14 protein-coding genes are annotated in these 17,109 nt (G+C 67.9%); 11 read left to right on the forward strand and 3 right to left on the reverse strand.

Features of this window, described 5'->3' with window-relative positions; genetic code table 11:
- Positions 1-6 precede the first annotated feature (6 nt).
- Positions 7-612, reverse strand: coding sequence for a helix-turn-helix domain-containing protein (locus tag RIB98_13410; protein ID MEQ8841973.1), 606 nt, complete (start codon positions 610-612; stop codon positions 7-9).
- Between the two features lie 110 nt (positions 613-722).
- Here RIB98_13410 and RIB98_13415 point away from each other — a divergent pair, with 110 nt between their 5' ends.
- From RIB98_13415 to RIB98_13440, 6 genes are all read left to right on the forward strand, one after another.
- Positions 723-2,759 (forward strand): hypothetical protein, encoded by a 2,037-nt coding sequence (locus RIB98_13415; protein MEQ8841974.1) that lies wholly within the window; start codon positions 723-725, stop codon positions 2,757-2,759.
- A 59-nt stretch (positions 2,760-2,818) separates the two neighbouring features.
- Positions 2,819-7,948 carry an EAL domain-containing protein gene (locus RIB98_13420; GenBank protein ID MEQ8841975.1) on the forward strand — a complete coding sequence of 1,710 codons (5,130 nt, stop codon included), beginning with the start codon at positions 2,819-2,821 and terminating at the stop codon, positions 7,946-7,948.
- Between the two features lie 117 nt (positions 7,949-8,065).
- Positions 8,066-8,353, forward strand: coding sequence for a WhiB family transcriptional regulator (locus tag RIB98_13425; GenBank protein MEQ8841976.1), 288 nt, complete (start codon positions 8,066-8,068; stop codon positions 8,351-8,353).
- 60 nt (positions 8,354-8,413) lie between these two features.
- Complete coding sequence (locus RIB98_13430; protein ID MEQ8841977.1) at positions 8,414-8,596, forward strand: twin-arginine translocase TatA/TatE family subunit; 183 nt, start codon at positions 8,414-8,416, stop codon at positions 8,594-8,596.
- A gap of 47 nt (positions 8,597-8,643) precedes the next feature.
- Positions 8,644-9,129 (forward strand): sigma-70 family RNA polymerase sigma factor, encoded by a 486-nt coding sequence (locus tag RIB98_13435; GenBank protein MEQ8841978.1) that lies wholly within the window; start codon positions 8,644-8,646, stop codon positions 9,127-9,129.
- A complete protein-coding gene (locus RIB98_13440; protein MEQ8841979.1) occupies positions 9,126-9,947 on the forward strand; it encodes a zf-HC2 domain-containing protein in 822 nt (273 codons plus the stop codon). The genes RIB98_13435 and RIB98_13440 overlap by 4 nt, the downstream gene beginning before the upstream one ends.
- A gap of 18 nt (positions 9,948-9,965) precedes the next feature.
- On the opposite strand, the gene RIB98_13445 is transcribed toward RIB98_13440, so the two are convergent.
- Positions 9,966-10,208 (reverse strand): WhiB family transcriptional regulator, encoded by a 243-nt coding sequence (locus RIB98_13445; protein ID MEQ8841980.1) that lies wholly within the window; start codon positions 10,206-10,208, stop codon positions 9,966-9,968.
- Positions 10,209-10,453: 245 nt separating this feature from the next.
- Here RIB98_13445 and RIB98_13450 point away from each other — a divergent pair, with 245 nt between their 5' ends.
- From RIB98_13450 to RIB98_13470, 5 genes are read left to right on the forward strand one after another with little or no spacing between them, the layout of a single operon-like run.
- Positions 10,454-10,735, forward strand: coding sequence for a hypothetical protein (locus tag RIB98_13450; GenBank protein MEQ8841981.1), 282 nt, complete (start codon positions 10,454-10,456; stop codon positions 10,733-10,735).
- A 13-nt stretch (positions 10,736-10,748) separates the two neighbouring features.
- Positions 10,749-11,684, forward strand: coding sequence for an ROK family protein (locus RIB98_13455; protein MEQ8841982.1), 936 nt, complete (start codon positions 10,749-10,751; stop codon positions 11,682-11,684).
- Positions 11,681-13,819, forward strand: coding sequence for a polyphosphate kinase 1 (gene ppk1 / locus RIB98_13460; GenBank protein MEQ8841983.1), 2,139 nt, complete (start codon positions 11,681-11,683; stop codon positions 13,817-13,819). The genes RIB98_13455 and ppk1 overlap by 4 nt, the downstream gene beginning before the upstream one ends.
- Positions 13,812-14,288 (forward strand): NUDIX hydrolase, encoded by a 477-nt coding sequence (locus tag RIB98_13465; protein MEQ8841984.1) that lies wholly within the window; start codon positions 13,812-13,814, stop codon positions 14,286-14,288. The genes ppk1 and RIB98_13465 overlap by 8 nt, the downstream gene beginning before the upstream one ends.
- On the forward strand, positions 14,285-15,859 hold the full coding sequence (locus RIB98_13470) for an MFS transporter (GenBank protein MEQ8841985.1): 1,575 nt from the start codon (positions 14,285-14,287) through the stop codon (positions 15,857-15,859). Before RIB98_13465 ends, RIB98_13470 begins: the two co-directional genes overlap by 4 nt.
- Here the strand turns inward: RIB98_13470 and RIB98_13475 are convergent.
- Positions 15,856-17,061 (reverse strand): zinc-dependent metalloprotease, encoded by a 1,206-nt coding sequence (locus tag RIB98_13475; GenBank protein ID MEQ8841986.1) that lies wholly within the window; start codon positions 17,059-17,061, stop codon positions 15,856-15,858. The two genes, RIB98_13470 and RIB98_13475, sit on opposite strands and share 4 nt — an antisense overlap.
- Between the last annotated feature and the right edge of the window lie 48 nt (positions 17,062-17,109).

Below are 17,109 nucleotides of genomic sequence, written 5' to 3' on the forward strand. Positions count from 1 at the left end.
CCTGTGTCAGTTGATCGGCGCGGCGAGCGTCGCCATCGCCATGGAGGTGATGCGGTCCTCGAGGAGACCGACGTTCTTTCGTTCCGCCGCGGCCGTGGTCGAGATCAGACCGATGGCCCCGGCCACCAGAATGCGGGCCTGCTCGGCGCTGAGGTCGGTGCGGACCTTGCGGAGTTCGTCGTTCCACTCGTTGGACCAGGCGCGGAGCCGTCGGCTCATCGGGGAGCGACGGTCCGACGAGAGGTGGCGCGCCTCGCTGGTCCACACCGAGATGAGGGCCGATCGTTCGATGGCCACGCGGGCGTAGGCCCGCACATACCCCTCGAGTACGGAGGTGGGTCCGCCGCCACCGGTGCGGGCGTTGTTGTTGGCCTCGTGCACCTCGTCGGCCGCGAGCTGGATGGCCTCGAGCAGGATCTCCTCCTTGGAGGAGAAGTGGCGGTAGATCGCCGGCCCGCTCACGTCGACGGCCTTGCCGATGTCGTCCACCCCCGTCGCCGGGTACCCGTGCTGGTGGAACAATTCGATCGCCGCCTCGAGGATCAGCTCACGACGGTTCGAGGGTCGCCGCGTGGGCGAATCCGGGTCGAGGGCGCGGGCGGCGTCGGACATGGTTAGTGGACGTTAACAAGCAGCGGGCCCGCCGGGCACGCCCAGCGGGTACCCGCCTGCTCCTCGACACCGACAGGTGTCGCGAACTCGCAGCGGGTTAGGGTCCGGGCATGGTCCTTCGCCGTCGTCGCCGTCAACGTCGCCAGCCGCCACACTTCACGTACTCGCGCTGGGACGGCTCGCAGACGGGTTTCCAGCTCGATGCCGACCATCTCTTCGACGAGCTGGCCGATGACCTGCTCTACCACGGTGATGTGAACAACGCCCTGCGGCAGATGATGCAGGGCGGGATGACCGATCGCGACGGTCGCCAGATGGACGGAATCCGCGAGATGCTCGACAAGCTGCGGGAACGCCGGCGCGAGCTCCTGGACCAGCACGACCTCGGCGGTGTCTTCGACGAGATCGCCGACGCGCTGCGTGACGTCGTCGAGGAGGAGCGATCCGCGCTCGGGGACATGGTCGAACAGGCCAACGAGTCCGGCGACGAACGCCGCCAGGAGCTGGCGAGCGATGCCGCCACCATGAAGAACATGGAGCTCGACATGCTGCCGCCGGACCTCGCCGGCCAGGTGAAGGGGCTCCAGAACTACGAGTTCGAGAGTGCCGAGGCGCAGCAGAAGTTCGAGGAGCTCATGGATCAGCTGCGGGAGCAGTTGATGCAGCAGCAGCTCGATCAGATGGCCGAGGGCGTCAACAACATGTCACCCGAGGACCTTCAGCGAATGAAGGACATGATGGCCGAGCTGAACCACATGCTGGAGCAGCGGGCCAACGGTGAGGAACCGGACTTCGAGAAGTTCATGGAGGACTTCGGCGACTTCTTCCCGGAGAATCCGCAGACGCTCGACGAGCTGCTCGAGGTGATGGCGCAGCGCATGGCGCAGGCACAACAGATGCTCAACTCGATGTCGCCCGAGCAACGCCAGCAACTCCAGGAGCTGAGCAACCAGCTCATGGAGGACATGGATCTGAACTTCCAGATGCAGCAGCTCGCCGACAACCTGCGCGAGCAGTTCCCGCAGATGGGCTGGGGTCAGTCCTACGACTTCCAGGGCCAGGACCCCCTCGACATGTCGCAGGCGATGGACATGATGGGCGAACTCGGCGACATCGATCAGCTCGACAATCTGCTCCGGGGGGCCACCAACCCGGGCGCGCTCGCCGAGGTCGACATCGATCGGGCCCGTGACCTGCTCGGCGAGGAATCAGCCGAGTCGCTCGAACGAATGGCCGAGATCGCCCGGATGCTCGAGGAGGCCGGTCTCATCGAGAACAAGGAGGGGCGCTACGAACTGACGCCTCGCGCCATCCGCAAGATCGGCAACGGCGCGCTCGAGGAGATCTTCAAGAAGATGTCGTCGGACATGATGGGAAAGCACGAGCTCCACAAGGCCGGCCAGGGTCATGAGCGGGAGTACGAGACCAAGGCCTACGAATACGGCGACCCCTTCAACCTCCACATCGAGCAGACCCTGCGCAACTCGATCGCCCGCACCGGCGGTGGCACCCCCATCCAGCTCCACCCCGACGACTTCGAGATCGAGCGAACCGAACAGCAGGTGCGCTCCGCCACCGTGCTCATGCTCGACATCTCGATGTCGATGGCCATGCGCGACAACTTCCTTCCGGCGAAGAAGGTCACGATGGCGCTCCATTCGTTGATCTCGAGCCAGTACCCGCGCGACTTCCTCGGGATGGTGTCGTTCAGCGAGGTGGCCCGCGAGTTCAACGCAGCGAGCCTGCCCGAGCTGAGCTGGGACTACGTCTACGGCACCAACATGCAGCACGCGTTCCAGATCGCCCGCAGGATGCTCGCCCGCGAGACCGGCACCAAGCAGATCATCATGATCACCGACGGTGAGCCGACCGCCCACATCACTCGATCGGGGCAACCCTTCTTCAACTATCCACCGTCGCAGGAGACGGTCGATCTGACGCTCGCCGAGGTCGCGAAGTGCACCCGCGAGGACATACGGATCAACACGTTCGTCCTCGATGTCACCCACTATCTACGCGATTTCGTGGAGCAGATCTCGCGGATGAACGGTGGACGGGCCTTTTTCACGACGAACGAGAATCTCGGCGACTATCTCCTGTACGACTTCGTCGATCACAAGCGTTCCATGGTCCGAGGCCGCCGCTAGCGATCGCCCCGGGCTCGAACCGGGCTCAAACCGAGGTCGATCCGGCCGATTGGCAGAACGTGAACGCTCCTGCGGGACACTCCGAGCGAGCCGAGATCGGCTCCATGGCCTGGCACCGCCAATTCGCGGCGTACGTGAACGAAGCGATCGCCCGATTGGCGAGATCCGAAGCCGAGCAATTCGAAACGGAACTGCACGAGGTCTTCGCCCAGTTCGCCGGCCTGCTCGATCTCGTCGTCATCGGCGAGTCGACGATGGACGACGCGGGGGTCCTCTGGTTCGATGCGAACGAGACCGACGCCGCGGCGGTGGCGGCCGACGGCGATCTGTTGCGACGGTGCCCGGCAGGCGACGGTCCCTTCTCGGTGCTCGGCCGTCCGGGGACGACGCTCCTCGCGGCTCCTGCCCAGAGTGGCGGATTCTCCCGGTTCACAGCAGCCTCGTTGCGACCTCATGTGGCGGCGAGTGGCGATGTGGTGATCGGGCTCGAGGTCGTGAGTTCGGTCGTGGGCGCCGCTCGCCAACGCGTCATCGCCGAGCACAATCTGCGTCAACAGGTCGAAACCCAGCGTTTCCTCGGCGAGTTCGCCCACCGCGCCGCCGTTGCGGCCGCGGACGACGCGACGCTGCTCGAACTCCTGCAGAGTGCCCGCGACCGCTTCGGAGTCTCGTCGGCCTCGACCCTGGTTCGCGATGGTGACGAGTACCTGCTCGTCGCAACCACCGACTTCCTCGGTACGACGGTGCTGGAGCCGGGCAGTCGGATCAAGGCCGACCTCAAGCAGCTCGATGACCTGATGTCGGCGGGCCATTCCATCCGATCGCTCGGCTCGTTCGACAATCGCCCCAGTTCGCTCCGCGCCGAAGGTGAGGTGCTGAGTGTGCCGAGCGTCGGGCCGGAGGGGGTCGAGGGGCTCGTCGTGTTCGCCGATGTGAACCGACGGAGCTGGACGGCGGCGGAGATCGGTGCCGCGAAGTCGGTGGCCGGCAGCCTTCAGAAGCTCACGCTCCGAGCAGAGCGCGAGCGCGAGCACCGTCAGCGTCGAGCGCTCGACGGGCTGGTGACCGACGCGGCCTCCCTGGCGTCGTCGGCCACCCTCGAGACTCTCGACGGGATCGTCGACGAGGCGTTGCGCCTCGCGATCGAGCGTTTGGACATCCGGGGTGCCGCACTCTGGGCCGTAGGGCCGGAGCACAGTGTGCGCGTGATGGGACGCTGGAACGACGGCCGGACGACCCGTCGGCCTGCCACCATCGCGCTGTCGGAGGCAGAGCGCGCCGCCCTCGTGGAGAACGGCCACGCTGTCGTTCGGATCGCCACGCTCGACACCGATTCGTTGGATCCCGACGATGGTCTCGCGCTCGTCGTCCCGATCGGAGCGGAGCCCGCGGGCCTTGTCGTCCTGGTCGATCCGGATCGTCACTGGTCCGGGGAGGACATCGCCGCGGCCAAGGCGCTCGCCAACATCGCCGAGCAGACTCGAGCGCGACTGAGCACCGAGACGATGATACGGAGCCGGTTGCGCGAGGAGAGGTTCGCCGCCGCGATCGCGTCCCGCTCGGTCGACATCGACCTCGCCAACATCGAAGATCGGGTCAAGGAGATGCTCCGGCTCGCGTTGGATCACTACGGCGTCGTCGAGGCCTCGATGTGGCGAATCAAGGACGGCCGGATGTCGTGCTGGAACGGAGTCCGTCGCGACGGACACGACCCGACGCGGGGAGCCCCGGTGTCGGTCCCCGACCTGAACCGCCTCCGCCACGAGGGTCTCGTCGTCGCTCGGCTCGGCGATCTCCACGACGGCGATGCGACGCGCCCGGAGGCCGACGACGCGCCGGTCCTGATCGTCGGCCTCGACGACACCGATCGGATCCCCGGAGCGCTCGTGCTGATCGATCCGATGGCGCGCCGGTGGCAGGACGAGAGCATCGCCTCGGTCCGTGCGTTCACCGACACCCTGAATCAACTCCGGCTTCGAACCGACGTCACCCGGCGCCTCGCCCGGCAGGAGGCCGTCGATGCCGTGCTCGCCACGGCATCCCGCGATTTCGTGGACACGACCCTCGACGATGCCCCCGAGGCCATTGCCGGCGTACTCGAATCGATGCGGGTCCACCTGCGGTTGGCGTCGCTCTGTCTCGTCGAGCTCGACCCGGCAGGCGTGTCGATGCGGTGTGTGGTCGAGGCGGCCGACGACGGCATGGACCTTTTCGGCGGTTGCTTCCCGGCGTCGCGCGACTCACGGGCCATCGCTCGGATGCTCGACCCGGGTGGGCCGGAGACGTGGAGCTTCGCCGACCTGTTCGACGGCACCGGCCGCGGGGCACCTTCGGTGGTCGTCGTCCCCTCCGTTCAGGGTCGTGATCTGACGGTGCTCTTGGCTGCGACCGCGCCCGGGAGGCCCCTGGACACCGACATCCGGTCGATCCTCGCCGCGCTGATGGCACTGCTCGCGCAGCTTCGTCATCGGCTCCTGCTCGAGTCGAAATCGCGCCGACGGTCCGCGGCCGACCAGCTGGTCGCCGAGATCGCCCGGGCCTTCGTCGAGCAGCCGCCCTACAACCACGAGCGCGCGGTCGAGCACGGTCTTCGCCTCATCGGTGAGTTCTTCGACCTCCGAGCAGTCGGGTGGTGGGCGGTGAACGGGGATGGGCCCGCCACCGTCGAGGGCTGGTGGGGGAGTCCGGACCACGAACACGAGATGCTGACCGACCCCGGGGCTCTGGAGAAGGCGGGTTCGCTGCGCGACGTACTCGCCGCTCTCGGCGAGGCCGGCACCATCGATCTGCCCGATCACACGCCGGGCGGCCGTGGTCTCCCCGACACGGTGGCGCTCCAGCGCGTGGACAGCGACGGTCCCCATGCGGGTGTCCTGGTCGCATGGACACCGCGCGCCCGCCACCTGATCCCCGATGTCGACGTCCTGGGTGACGTGTTGGCCCGGGTGGCGAGGCTCATGGAACAGCTCCTGCGGCGAGCCGAGGCCGATCGGGCCGTGGTGCGTCAGCTGCGCTTCGAGGATCTGCTCCGTCGTTTCGCGACGAGGATGGTCGATGCGGACGCGGATGAGACGGACCGGATCGACGAGACCCTGGGTCGGCTGATGGCGGAGGTCGAGGTCGACCACGCGTCGATCTGGCTCTGGCAACCCGACGACGAGGGGTTCCTGGTCGATGCCGTGCACGTGGTCACGCTCGGCGACGCCCGGCCCCTGGGCGACGAGTTCGTCCACTTCCGCATGCCGGCCGGTTTCACCCTCCACGAGCACGCGCCACACTTCTCGCGAGATGTCAGCATCTGGGATCTGGACGACGCGCCGGCCGGGATGCAGAGGTTGCTGCGGGAGTCGGTGGCTGTCGGACCCCGTCAGGTCGCGTTCCTCCGGTCCCCGGGGACCGACCCCGAGGGAGGTATGAGATTCCTTCTCATTTCGCGACCGGGGTCCGTGCCCTTCGGCAGCGACGAGATCGAGTTCTTCCGGTCGGCTCACTCGATCCTCGTCCAGCACGAGGCGCGCGTCGCCGCGGAGCGGTGGTTCAGCGTTGCGTTCGACTCCTCCCCGATCGGCATCACGCTGCGCGCGGCCGATCATTCCCTGATCCACTGCAACGCCGCCTATTCGGAGCTGGTCGGGCGATCCGTCGCGCAGCTGCGCGGTACCGGCTTCGGCGAGGTGATGGCGGCCGACACCGCTGCGGTCATGAACGCGCTCTTCGAGGACGGCTTCGAAGAGACACGCCAGATAGAGACCTCGTACCGTCGCCCTGACGGGACGGTGCGATGGGCGTCGGTTCGCTGCTCGCCCGTGCGACTACCCGGGCGGCGCGGGCCGCTGATGCTCACCTATGCCGAGGACATCACCGAGCGGCGGCGCAATCGCGAGACGCTCGAGTACCAAGCGACCCACGACGAGCTGACTGGCTTGCCCAACCGGCGGTCGCTGGTCGGCGAGATCGCCACGGAGCTCGGTCGGCCGGGCGACTGCGCGGTGCTCGTTCTCGACCTCGACCGATTCAAGGTGGTCAACGATTCGCTGGGCCACAGCGCCGGTGACCAGCTGCTGATCGCCTGTGCCGATCGGATCCGCCTGTCACTTCGTCCCGGTGACTCGGTCTGTCGGCTCGGTGGCGACGAGTTCGCCGTGCTGTTGCGTTCGCCCGCCGACCACCATGTGGCCGCGGTCGTGGCCGAGCGTCTGCTCGCACTGCTCGCCGAGCCCGTGACGGTGGAGGGCGACGAGCTCTTCCCGAGCGCGTCCATCGGCGTTGCCCTCCCCGAGCCGGGCGACTCCACCGAGGACCTCCTCCGCCATGCCGACACCGCGATGTACCAGGTCAAGGCACGCGGCCGCAACGGATGGGAGGTCTTCGACGGCTCGATGCGTCAAGCCGTGGTCGAACGGGTCCGCACCGAGGCCGATCTGCGGCGCGCCATCGAGAACGGCCAGCTCGAGGTGCACTACCAGCCCGAGTTCCTCCTCGACTCCGGGACGATCGTCGGCACCGAGGCACTCGTGCGCTGGCGGCACCCCGAGCGCGGACTGCTGGCTGCCGGGTCCTTCATCAGCCTGGCGGAGGAGACCGGGCTGGTCGTCGAACTCGGCGCCTGGGTCCTCGCCCAGGCGACCCAGCAGGGTGCCCGATGGTTGCACGACGGGTATGGCGTCATCACCCGGGTGAACCTGTCGGCTCGTCAGCTCCGAGGGGCCATCGTGAGCGAGGTGGAGGAAGCACTGGCCACGGCCGGGCTTCCCGCCGATCGGCTCTGCCTGGAACTGACCGAGACGGCGATCATGGACGACGTCCAGGAGTCGGCCCGGATACTCGGTCAATTCCGGGATCTGGGTGTCCAGGTGGCGATCGACGACTTCGGCACCGGCTTCTCCTCGCTCGCCTACCTCAAGCGGTTCCCGGTCGACATCTTGAAGATCGACCGGACCTTCGTCGATGGTGTCGGCGTCGATCCTGACGACACGGCCATCGTGCGCTCCGTGATCGGTCTCGCCCAGACGCTGCGACTCGACGTGGTCGCCGAGGGGATCGAGGACGCCACCCAACTCGACGAACTCGTGCGCCTGGGATGCAGTCGCGGTCAGGGGTTCTATCTCGCCCGGCCGGCCCCCGCCGAGGAGGTCTCGCAGCTGCTGACCGAGAATCTGTCGACCCGGTCGCCGGGCCCGCAGGAGTGAAAAGTCGAGGCGCGGCCTTTACAAGTGCGGAAACACAGTGCTGTAATTACACTCGTGGCAGCAGGCGGAGGGAATCCAGGCTGGATTCCATCGAGTGCCACGGAGGACCCCATGGCCATGCATTCAGAAATCGAGACCGAAGAAAAGGCGTGGCAGGACTACGCGAACTGCCTTGGTGTGGATCCTGATCTGTTCTTTCCCGAGCGTGGCGCCTCCACTCGTGAGGCGAAGGAAGTGTGTCGCGGCTGCGTCGTGCGAGACGACTGCCTCGAGTACGCACTGCAAAATGGCGAGAAGTTCGGTATCTGGGGCGGGATGAGCGAGCGTGAACGACGCCGGATCCGGCGTCAGCGGGCCCTGGCTCGTGCGGCGGCGGCTGCGCAGGCCGACAGCGTCACCGCCTAGCACTCCCGCAATCTCGCTGCCCTCATACGTTATTCACTCGCGAACGGGTACTCTCGCGGCATGGTTGCTTTCCTCCAGACCAACGAGTTGCTCATTGTCTTGGCCCTCGCGGTGCTGATCTTCGGAGGCGCCAAGCTTCCCAAGCTCGCGAGGTCGCTCGGCCAGGCCCAGAACGAGTTCAAGCAGGGTCTCTCCGAGGGCGCCGAGGGCGCCGACGACGACGAGTCCAAGTCCACTAGCTGACCGCCGGTCCTTTGACCGGGCCCGACCCGACCGATGCGGCGGGGACCGTGCCCACCTGGGACGAGGTCGCGCGGGACCACGCCCGGTTCATGTACTCGGTGGCCTACCGACTTGCAGGGAACCATTCAGACGCCGAAGACGTTGTGCAGGAGTCGCTGCTGCGCGTGAAGCGCGGCCTCGTCAATTACACCCCAGGCTCCCTGCAAGGATGGCTTGCCCGCATCGTGACCAACGTGTTCCTCGACGAGACCCGGCGCCGAAAGCGACGACCGCAGACGGCCCTTCCCGACGACCCCGATCGGGTTCTGGTGGGTGCGCCCGGAGCCGACGACGCGTTGGCCATGGAGTCGCTGCCCGATCACCTCCAGACGGCGCTCGCGGAGCTCCAGGAGGAGTACCGAGTCGCAGTGGTGCTGTGTGATGTGGGCGGCCTCTCCTATCGCGAGATCGCCGATCAGACCGACGTCCCGGTCGGCACCGTTCGCTCCCGGGTCCATCGGGGCCGCATGCGACTGCGGGAGGTCCTGTCGTGAACGAGGAGTGGCTCTCGGCGTATCTCGATGACGAGCTCGCACCGGCCGAGCGGGACGAACTCGAGGCGGCGATCGCGGCCGACCCGGCTCTCGCTGCGACCCATGCCGAACTCACCGATGTCCGCTCGCGTCTCCGCGGCGCATCGGTGACGATGCCCGACGCGGCGCTCGGTCGCGTGCTCGCCGCGGTCGGGTCCGACGACGCCGGCGCGCCGGCGGCCGTCCTCGCCTTCCCCACCCGTCGACGGACACCGACGTTCGCCGCGGCGGCGGCCGTATTCGTGATCATCGCCGGTGTCGTCGGCGGTCTCGGCGGCGCCACGCGGATCCCGGCGCTCGGTGACCTCGTGGCCCGCCACGAGGTCGCGGCGGCGGTGATCGACGGCGCCGAGATGCCCGACGACATGGGTCACATGGACAAGATGCCGATGGACGACGCCGCAGCGGCCGCGCTGGTGATGCCGGCCGACTACTCGATGGCCGACGCCTTCCTCGACGGGTCGACGGTGCACCTCGTCTATCGCACCGCCCACGGTGATCCGGTTTCGGTCATCCGCCAGGACGGCGAGGCGGATCTCGACGCGCTGGGCGACGGTGCGATGATGTCCGACGACGGCGTCGAGATGTGGACCGCGCCGATGGGTGATGCGTACGTCGCCGTGGTCGACGGATCGGGCTACTACTGGACCGTGATCAGTACCGAACCTCCTGACGACATGATGGACGTGATGGTGCACGACCTGCCGTCGCGTTCGCCGTCGATGGGCGAACGACTCCGCGCCGCAGCCGACGCAGTGGTGGATCCGTTCCGGCTCTGAGCCGAGGGGAATCGACGGTCAGGCGGCGACGGTGGCCGCGTCGCGACGGGCCTTGAGGATTCGCCGACGTTGGCGCTCGCTGGTGCCACCCCAGACGCCATGGTCGATGCGATTGCGCAGCGCGTACTCGAGGCAGCGCTCCTGCACGGGGCAGCCGTCGCAGATGCGCCGGGCGACTTCGACGCCCACACCGTCGGAGGGGAAGAACGTTTCCGGGGGGTGTGTGGCGCAATTTCCGACTGCCATCCAGCTGGTGTCCATGCGAATTTCTCCTCAGGGCCGGCTCTCACGCACTGTGCCCGGTCGCCGATGCCCGCGGTCGGTAGGGGTACTACGCCCAGATCCGGTGGAAAGTTCCCGTAAAACCCCAATCGACGCGCAACTACCACCGACTGAAGGATGAACTTCACTCAAAGTGGTGGTGAACGGAAATCCGGGCTCGGGACGGGCCGGATACACTCCGGTGTCTGGCCCCTGTCGCTTCGCCAGATCCGGAGGAATCGTCAATGACCGACACCGCAGCCCTCGAGACCGAAGAACCGCCGATCGGTCAAGCGACCATCGTCTATCTCGGTCCGACTGCCCCGCACTGGGAAATTCGAGCGGTCTACGGCGAACGCGACGTGATGGACGGCTTCCGCGACCGTGTCAACGCCCGACTGCTCCTTCTTCCCCCGCACGACCCGCAGTTTCGCCGCAATCGCGAGCGCGTGAATCGCGACGGCGAACGAGAGCGCATCGTCGTCGAATGGGACCTGGGCTATCCGGAGGACGAGGCTTCTTCGTGAGCACTCCTTCCTGATGCCGAGCCTTGGCGTCGACTTGGGCGGCACGAAGATCATGGCGGTGCTTGTCGTCGACGGACGCGTGATCGAGAAGGTCAAGCGCCCGACCCCCCGGGTGGGCACTCCCGCCGACGTGTTGGATGCGATCGCGTCAGCGATCGGGAAGGTCGATCCCGACCGGCGGGCCGACGCGATCGGCATCGGGGTGCCGGGGCCGGTCCGGCCGGGCACCGGCGTGGTGCCGGTGGCGGGCAACCTCCCGGGGTGGGACCACGACGTCGATGTCGCCGCCGGTCTGCGCGACCGCTGCGACGGACGAGCCGTGGTCGTCGACAACGACGTCAACGTGGGCACGCTCGCCGAGGTGCGCGTCGGCGCCGCGGTCGGGGCCGACAATGTGCTCGGCGTGTTCATGGGCACGGGGGTGGGTGCCGCGCTGGTGCTCGATGGTGAGCTGCGCCATGGCCCCCGCGGCATGGCGGGCGAGCTGGGCCACGCCTATGTCGCTTTCCGCGACTTCGCCGACGTCGAGCTCGGGCGCGGCGAGTTGGAGGACTATGCCGGTCGGCGGATGATGGAGGCGCGGGCCCGGGCGACCCATCGCGACGGGGCCCCGACCATGCTCGTGGAGCTGGCCGGCGAGGGTCGCATGAAGTCGTCCACCTGGGAGGCGGCGCTCGCCGCCGATGATCCGGTGGCCGCGACGATTCTGACCGAGGCAACCGAGGCGATGGCGGCCGCCATCGCCAGTGCCGTCGCCCTGGTCGACATCGAACTGGTCGTCCTCGGCGGGGGAATGGCCGAGCGTCTGGGCGAATCGTTCCGGCTCGACCTCGAACAACGGCTGGCCTCGCGCGCGCTCGCCGGTGCCACCGCCGAGATCCGCAGTGCGCGGCTCGGCTCCACCGGCGGCGCGATCGGCGCCGCCCTTCGAATGGAGGAAGCCGCGTGACACAGGACCCTCACCTCCCGATCGGGTCGCCCACCTCACCTTCGACGTCCCCCCTGGCGGCGGCCTCGCCGCAGGTCGGTGGCTGGGACGACAACGACACCGACTTCCTGAACCGGGAGCTGAGCTGGCTCGCGTTCAACGCCCGGGTGCTCACGCTGGCGATCGACGACGAGGTGCCGTTGCTCGAGCAGCTGGCGTTCCTGGCCATCTACGCCAGCAACCTCGACGAGTTCTTCCAGGTGCGTGTGTCGGGTCTGGATGATCAGGTCGCGGCGGGCATCCACACCCGCGCCCCGGACGGCCGCACCCCGCGCGAGCAGGTCGCGGCGGTGCGCGAGGTCGTGACCGAGCTCGGTGCCGAACACGAACGGGTGGTGCTCACGCAGATGCTCCCGGCACTGCGCGAGCACGGCATCGAACTGGTGGACCATGCCGAACTGACCCCAGCCGAGGTCGAGGAGATCGAGGAGCGCTTCCGCGCCCGGATCTTCCCGGTGCTCACTCCGCTCGCGGTCGACCCCGGTCATCCGTTCCCCTACATCTCCGACCTGTCGCTCAATCTCGCCGTGGTCGTCCGCGATCTGGTCGACGGGCGCGACCGTTTCGCACGCGTGAAGGTGCCGAACACGCTTCCTCGTTGGATGCAGCTCGGCGATGCCGACCGCTTCGTGTCGCTCGAGTCCGTCATCGCGGCCCATCTCGGCAGCCTCTTCCCCGGGCTCGAGATCGTCGAGTCCCATGTCTTCCGGGTCACCCGCAACGCCGATCTCACCCTCGAGGACACCGAGGCCGAGGATCTGCTCGCCGCAGTCGAGGTCGAGCTTCGTCGCCGTCGATTCGGACGGGCCGTGCGGCTCGAAGTCGCGTCCACCATGTCACCGGAGGTGCTCGACCTCCTGCAGCGAGAGCTCGACATCGAGGAGTCCGAGGTCTATCCCACGGCCGCGCCGCTCGACGCCACCTCCTACTTCGAGATCGCCACGCTCGACCGCCCCGACCTCCGCTGGCCCGACTGGCAGGGGATCACCGAACCCCAGCTCGAAGCCGAGGAGGGTCGCGTCGACTTCTTCGAGGTCCTGCGCAAGGGCGACGTGCTGGTCCACCACCCCTACTCGTCCTTCAACGCGTCGGTCGTCGAGTTCATCCGTCAGGCTGCACTCGACCCCGATGTGCTGGCGATCAAGCTCACGCTCTATCGCACCTCGGGTCAGAGTCCGATCATCGACGCGCTGATCAACGCGTCGGAGCTGGGCAAGCAGGTCGCGGTGCTGGTGGAGCTCAAGGCACGCTTCGACGAGGCCGCGAACATCGGTTGGGCCCGACGCCTGGAGAAGGCCGGCGTGCATGTCGCCTACGGCATCGTCGGGCTGAAGATCCACTCGAAGATCTGCATGGTCGTGCGCGAGGAAGCCGACGGAATTCGTCGCTATTGCCACCTGGGCACCGGCAACTACAACCATCGCACCGCCCGTTTCTACGAGGACCTCGCGGTACTCACCGCCGATCCCGAGGTCGGCGAGGATCTCGCCGACCTCTTCAACGGGCTCACCGGCTACAGCCAGTCACACGAGTTCCAGCGGATCCTGGTCGCCCCGCAACACCTTCGGGCGCGCCTCACCGAACTGATCCGCCGCGAGGCCGACTCCGGACGGGGCGCGCTGGTCTTCAAGATGAACAGTCTCGTCGACCCGCAGATGATCGAGGAGCTCTACGCCGCGTCGCAGGCCGGGGTCGACATCGACCTCATCGTGCGGGGCATCTGTTGTCTCCGGCCCGGGGTGCCGGGTCTGTCCGATCGCATCCGGGTGCGATCGATCGTGGGTCGCTACCTCGAGCACTCCCGGATCTACCACTTCGCGAACGGCGACGGTGTCGGCCAACCGCTCACCTACATCGGCAGCGCCGACCTCATGTCCCGCAATCTCGATCGCCGAATCGAGGTGCTGCTGGAAGTGACCGATCCCGTGGCACTCGGGCGACTCCAGGAAGTGGTCGACATCAATCGCACCGATGACCGCCTTGCGTGGACCCTCGACGGATCGGGAACGTGGACCCGTCACCGCGGAACGGTCGGCATCGATGGCCAGGAGCGGTTCCAGCAGCTCGCCCGAGCCCGACGAGCCACCCATGGGTGACGGGCCGCCACCGGTCGACGAGCTTCGCGCCCGACTGGCCGATCAGTATCCCGATGTCGTCGTGTGGGCCGCCGGCGGCCTCGTCATGCGAGACCACGACGGTGAGCTCGAACTGTTGCTCGTCCATCGCCCGCAGCACGACGATTGGTCGTTCCCCAAGGGCAAGGTCGACGACGACGAGGCGCTCAGCCACACCGCCGAACGCGAGGTCGAGGAGGAAACCGGCTTTCGGTGTCGCCGACTCCACCGCCTGCCCGAGGTTCGTTACGTCGACGCAAAGGGCCGAGAGAAGCTCGTGGTCTACTGGACCATGGAAGTACTCGACGGCGAGTTCGTGCTGAACGACGAGGTCGATTCCCTCGGCTGGTTCACCCTTCCGGCCGCGGAACCGATGCTCACCTACCAACGCGACATCGAACTGCTCGACGCGATCCGTCCGACCGAGCGCCAACTTAGACTGCTGGCGTGAACGACTCCGGCTGGCGCCCACTCGGGCGACCCGAGCCCAAGCCCGAAGGTGCCGAGGGTTTCGTCGTCACGCCGTTCGTGCGCCTCGCCCGGGTGCATGCCGCGGCGGCCGCTTCCGACGGCGCCATCACGGCGGCGTTGGCGGGCTCGATCTTCTTCTCGATCAGCCCCGACGAGTCACGCGGACGGGTGGCTCTCGCCCTCCTGTTGACGATGACGCCGTTCGCCGTGGTCACGCCCCTGATCGGCCCGGTCATCGATCGGGTGGCCGGTGGACGCCGGATGATGATTCTCGGCACGCTGGCGGCACGAGCCGTCCTCGCCTTCTTGATGATCCGGCACTTCGACACGCTGCTGCTGTTCCCCGAAGCGTTCGGCATCCTCGTCCTACAGAAGGGCTATGCCGTCTCCAAGAGTGCCGTGGTACCCCAGTTCGTGAAGAACGAACAGGACTTCGTGAGCGCCAACAGTCGGCTCGCGCTCCTCAGTTCGATCGCCGGACCGGTCGGGGCGGGAATCGCGGGCGCCCTCAGCGTGGTCGGCGGGCCGGCGATCGCTGCCGCGATCGCCATGCTCGGATTCATCTTCGCCTCCGTGCTGGCATTGCAGCTGCCGAAGGTCGTGGTCGCGCCGGAGCCGGTGGAGCCGGCCGAGCGGGCCGAGCTCCGTGACGCCAAGATCCTGCTCGCCGCCACCTCCATGGCCGCGATTCGCGGCGCCGTGGGCTTCATCACGATGCTGTTGATGTTCGAGTTGCGCGGCGGCAAGGAGGCACTCAACACCTCGGGCGATGGCGCCGCGTTGGGCGGGGCCACGGCGACGGTGCGCGGCATCGACATCACCGGCGACCCCCGGGCCCCGGTATGGCATTTCGGACTCGTCGGTGCGTTCGCCGTCGTCGGGTCGCTGACCGGCGCTCGGTCGGCGCCGGCACTGCGCCACCGGGCCACCGAGGAACGGATGCTCGCAGGATCGCTCGCGGCCATCGTCGGTGTCGCCCTTTTCTCGGCGGTGAGCGGCTCCATCTTCGCCACGGCCCTGCTCGCCTTCATCGTGTCGATGGGAACGGTCACCGGAAAACTCTCGTTCGACGCCCTCGTGCAACGCGACGCGCCCGACGCGAACTACGGGCGATCGTTCGCCCGGTTCGAGGCGCGATTCCAGCTGGCGTTCGCGGCCGGCGCCTTCGTGCCGGTCATGGTCCGGATGGGCGTGCAGGTGGGGTCGTGGCTGGTCGCCACCGTGCTGGGCGTCGCCCTGTTCTCCTACATCGCCGGTGGACCCGGTCGGGGCGCCTTCACCCGGCGGCTGCGCACCGAGATCGCCAACGTGGCCGGTTCGCGCGGACGATCGTCCGACGACGACGACGACCCGACGGTGGAACTGCCCGACGACGACCTCCGACCCTCGCAGCCGTCGCCGCCGGCCGCGGCCGCCGAGATCGACGTGCCGGAGTTCTGGGACGACACGACGCCCTACGTGTCGTCGATCGACGGGGTCGAGGTCGACCCCACACCGCCGGCCGACGACCGTGCCCGGGACGACGGTGCCCGAGACGACGAGCGGGATTAGTCGGGCGGGTCGGTGTCGTCGGCCAGTTCGATCCTGGCGAGCCAGAGGCCCGGCGCATCGACCTCGTTGGGCGTCGGAAGGTGGGAGGGGTCGGCGAAGAGCCGGTTGACCCCCTCGTCGCCTGCCCGCTCGGCGATGCCGGCGACGAAAGCGGTGCCGCGCTCGTAGTGGGCGCGGTCCAACTCGAGTCCGAGGATCCGTTCGACGAATCGGTCGCTGGCGTCGGCCTCGACCCGGCGTCGTCGGAGTGCCTCGGTGAGCATCGGATACGAACCGATGAGGGCGCCGCCGGTGCGGTCCATGATGTGATCGACGTAGCCGGTGATGGCGGCGACGGTCGCCGTGAGCTCGGGTTGAAGTGCTTCCTGGGCCGATGAGCGGACGGCGCCGAGGATGGCATCGGGATCGCCGAGCTTGTCCTGGAGGTCGGCGAGCGCGTCGGGCCCGGCCGAGATGTCGAAGCCGCCAAACGCCTCGCCGAGGGCGTCGGGGTCGCGCTCGAAGCTACGGGCGTGGCGGTGCAGAAGATCGGTCAGGCGCTCGCGTACGTGGGGCACGTTGATGACGGCATGGTGAGCCACCTCGTGGAGGCACACCCACAGCCGGAGATCATCGCGGTCGAGCGACCACTCGTCGCCGAAGTGATCGAGGTTGCGCAGAAGCACGAGGATCGGCGCGTCGGCCGGTCGGGGCACGGGCAGGGAGAAGCCGCCGAGGGCCGAGCGGGCCAGATTGCCGACCATCGAACCGGTCGTCATCCCGAGCATCATCGGGCCCATCATCTGCGACAACGAGGCCATCATCTGGGCCATGGGGTCGCCGGCTGGGAGGTCGTCGGGGCTGCCCATCGTGGCGGTCATACCCGCCGCCAGCTCCTCGAAGAGCGGCCGGTAGTCCTCGATCGTCTGGTCGGCCCATTGCGACCGGTTGGCCACCGTGACCCGCAGCGGCCCGCTCCGGGCCACCGGAAGGTCGGTAGCACTCTGGACCTGGAGCTCGGCGACACGCACGAGGCCCTCGAGCGCGATGCGATCCGCAGGGTCGATGTTGGACTCGGACTCGCCGTCGTTGGCGATCGACCGGGCGAGTTGGCGGGCGCTGTCGACGCCACCGCCGGCCTGGCCCTGCAGCATCTTCATCAGTTCACCGAGGAACGGAACACCGCCGAACGGGTCGCCATCGGGTGGCAGATCGTCGCTCATGACGGCATGGTAGGTGCGTGACCGCGTCTTTCCGCCTCGCCGCAATCC

Source organism: Acidimicrobiales bacterium (assembly GCA_040219515.1).
Classification (GTDB): Bacteria; Actinomycetota; Acidimicrobiia; order Acidimicrobiales; family Aldehydirespiratoraceae; genus JAJRXC01.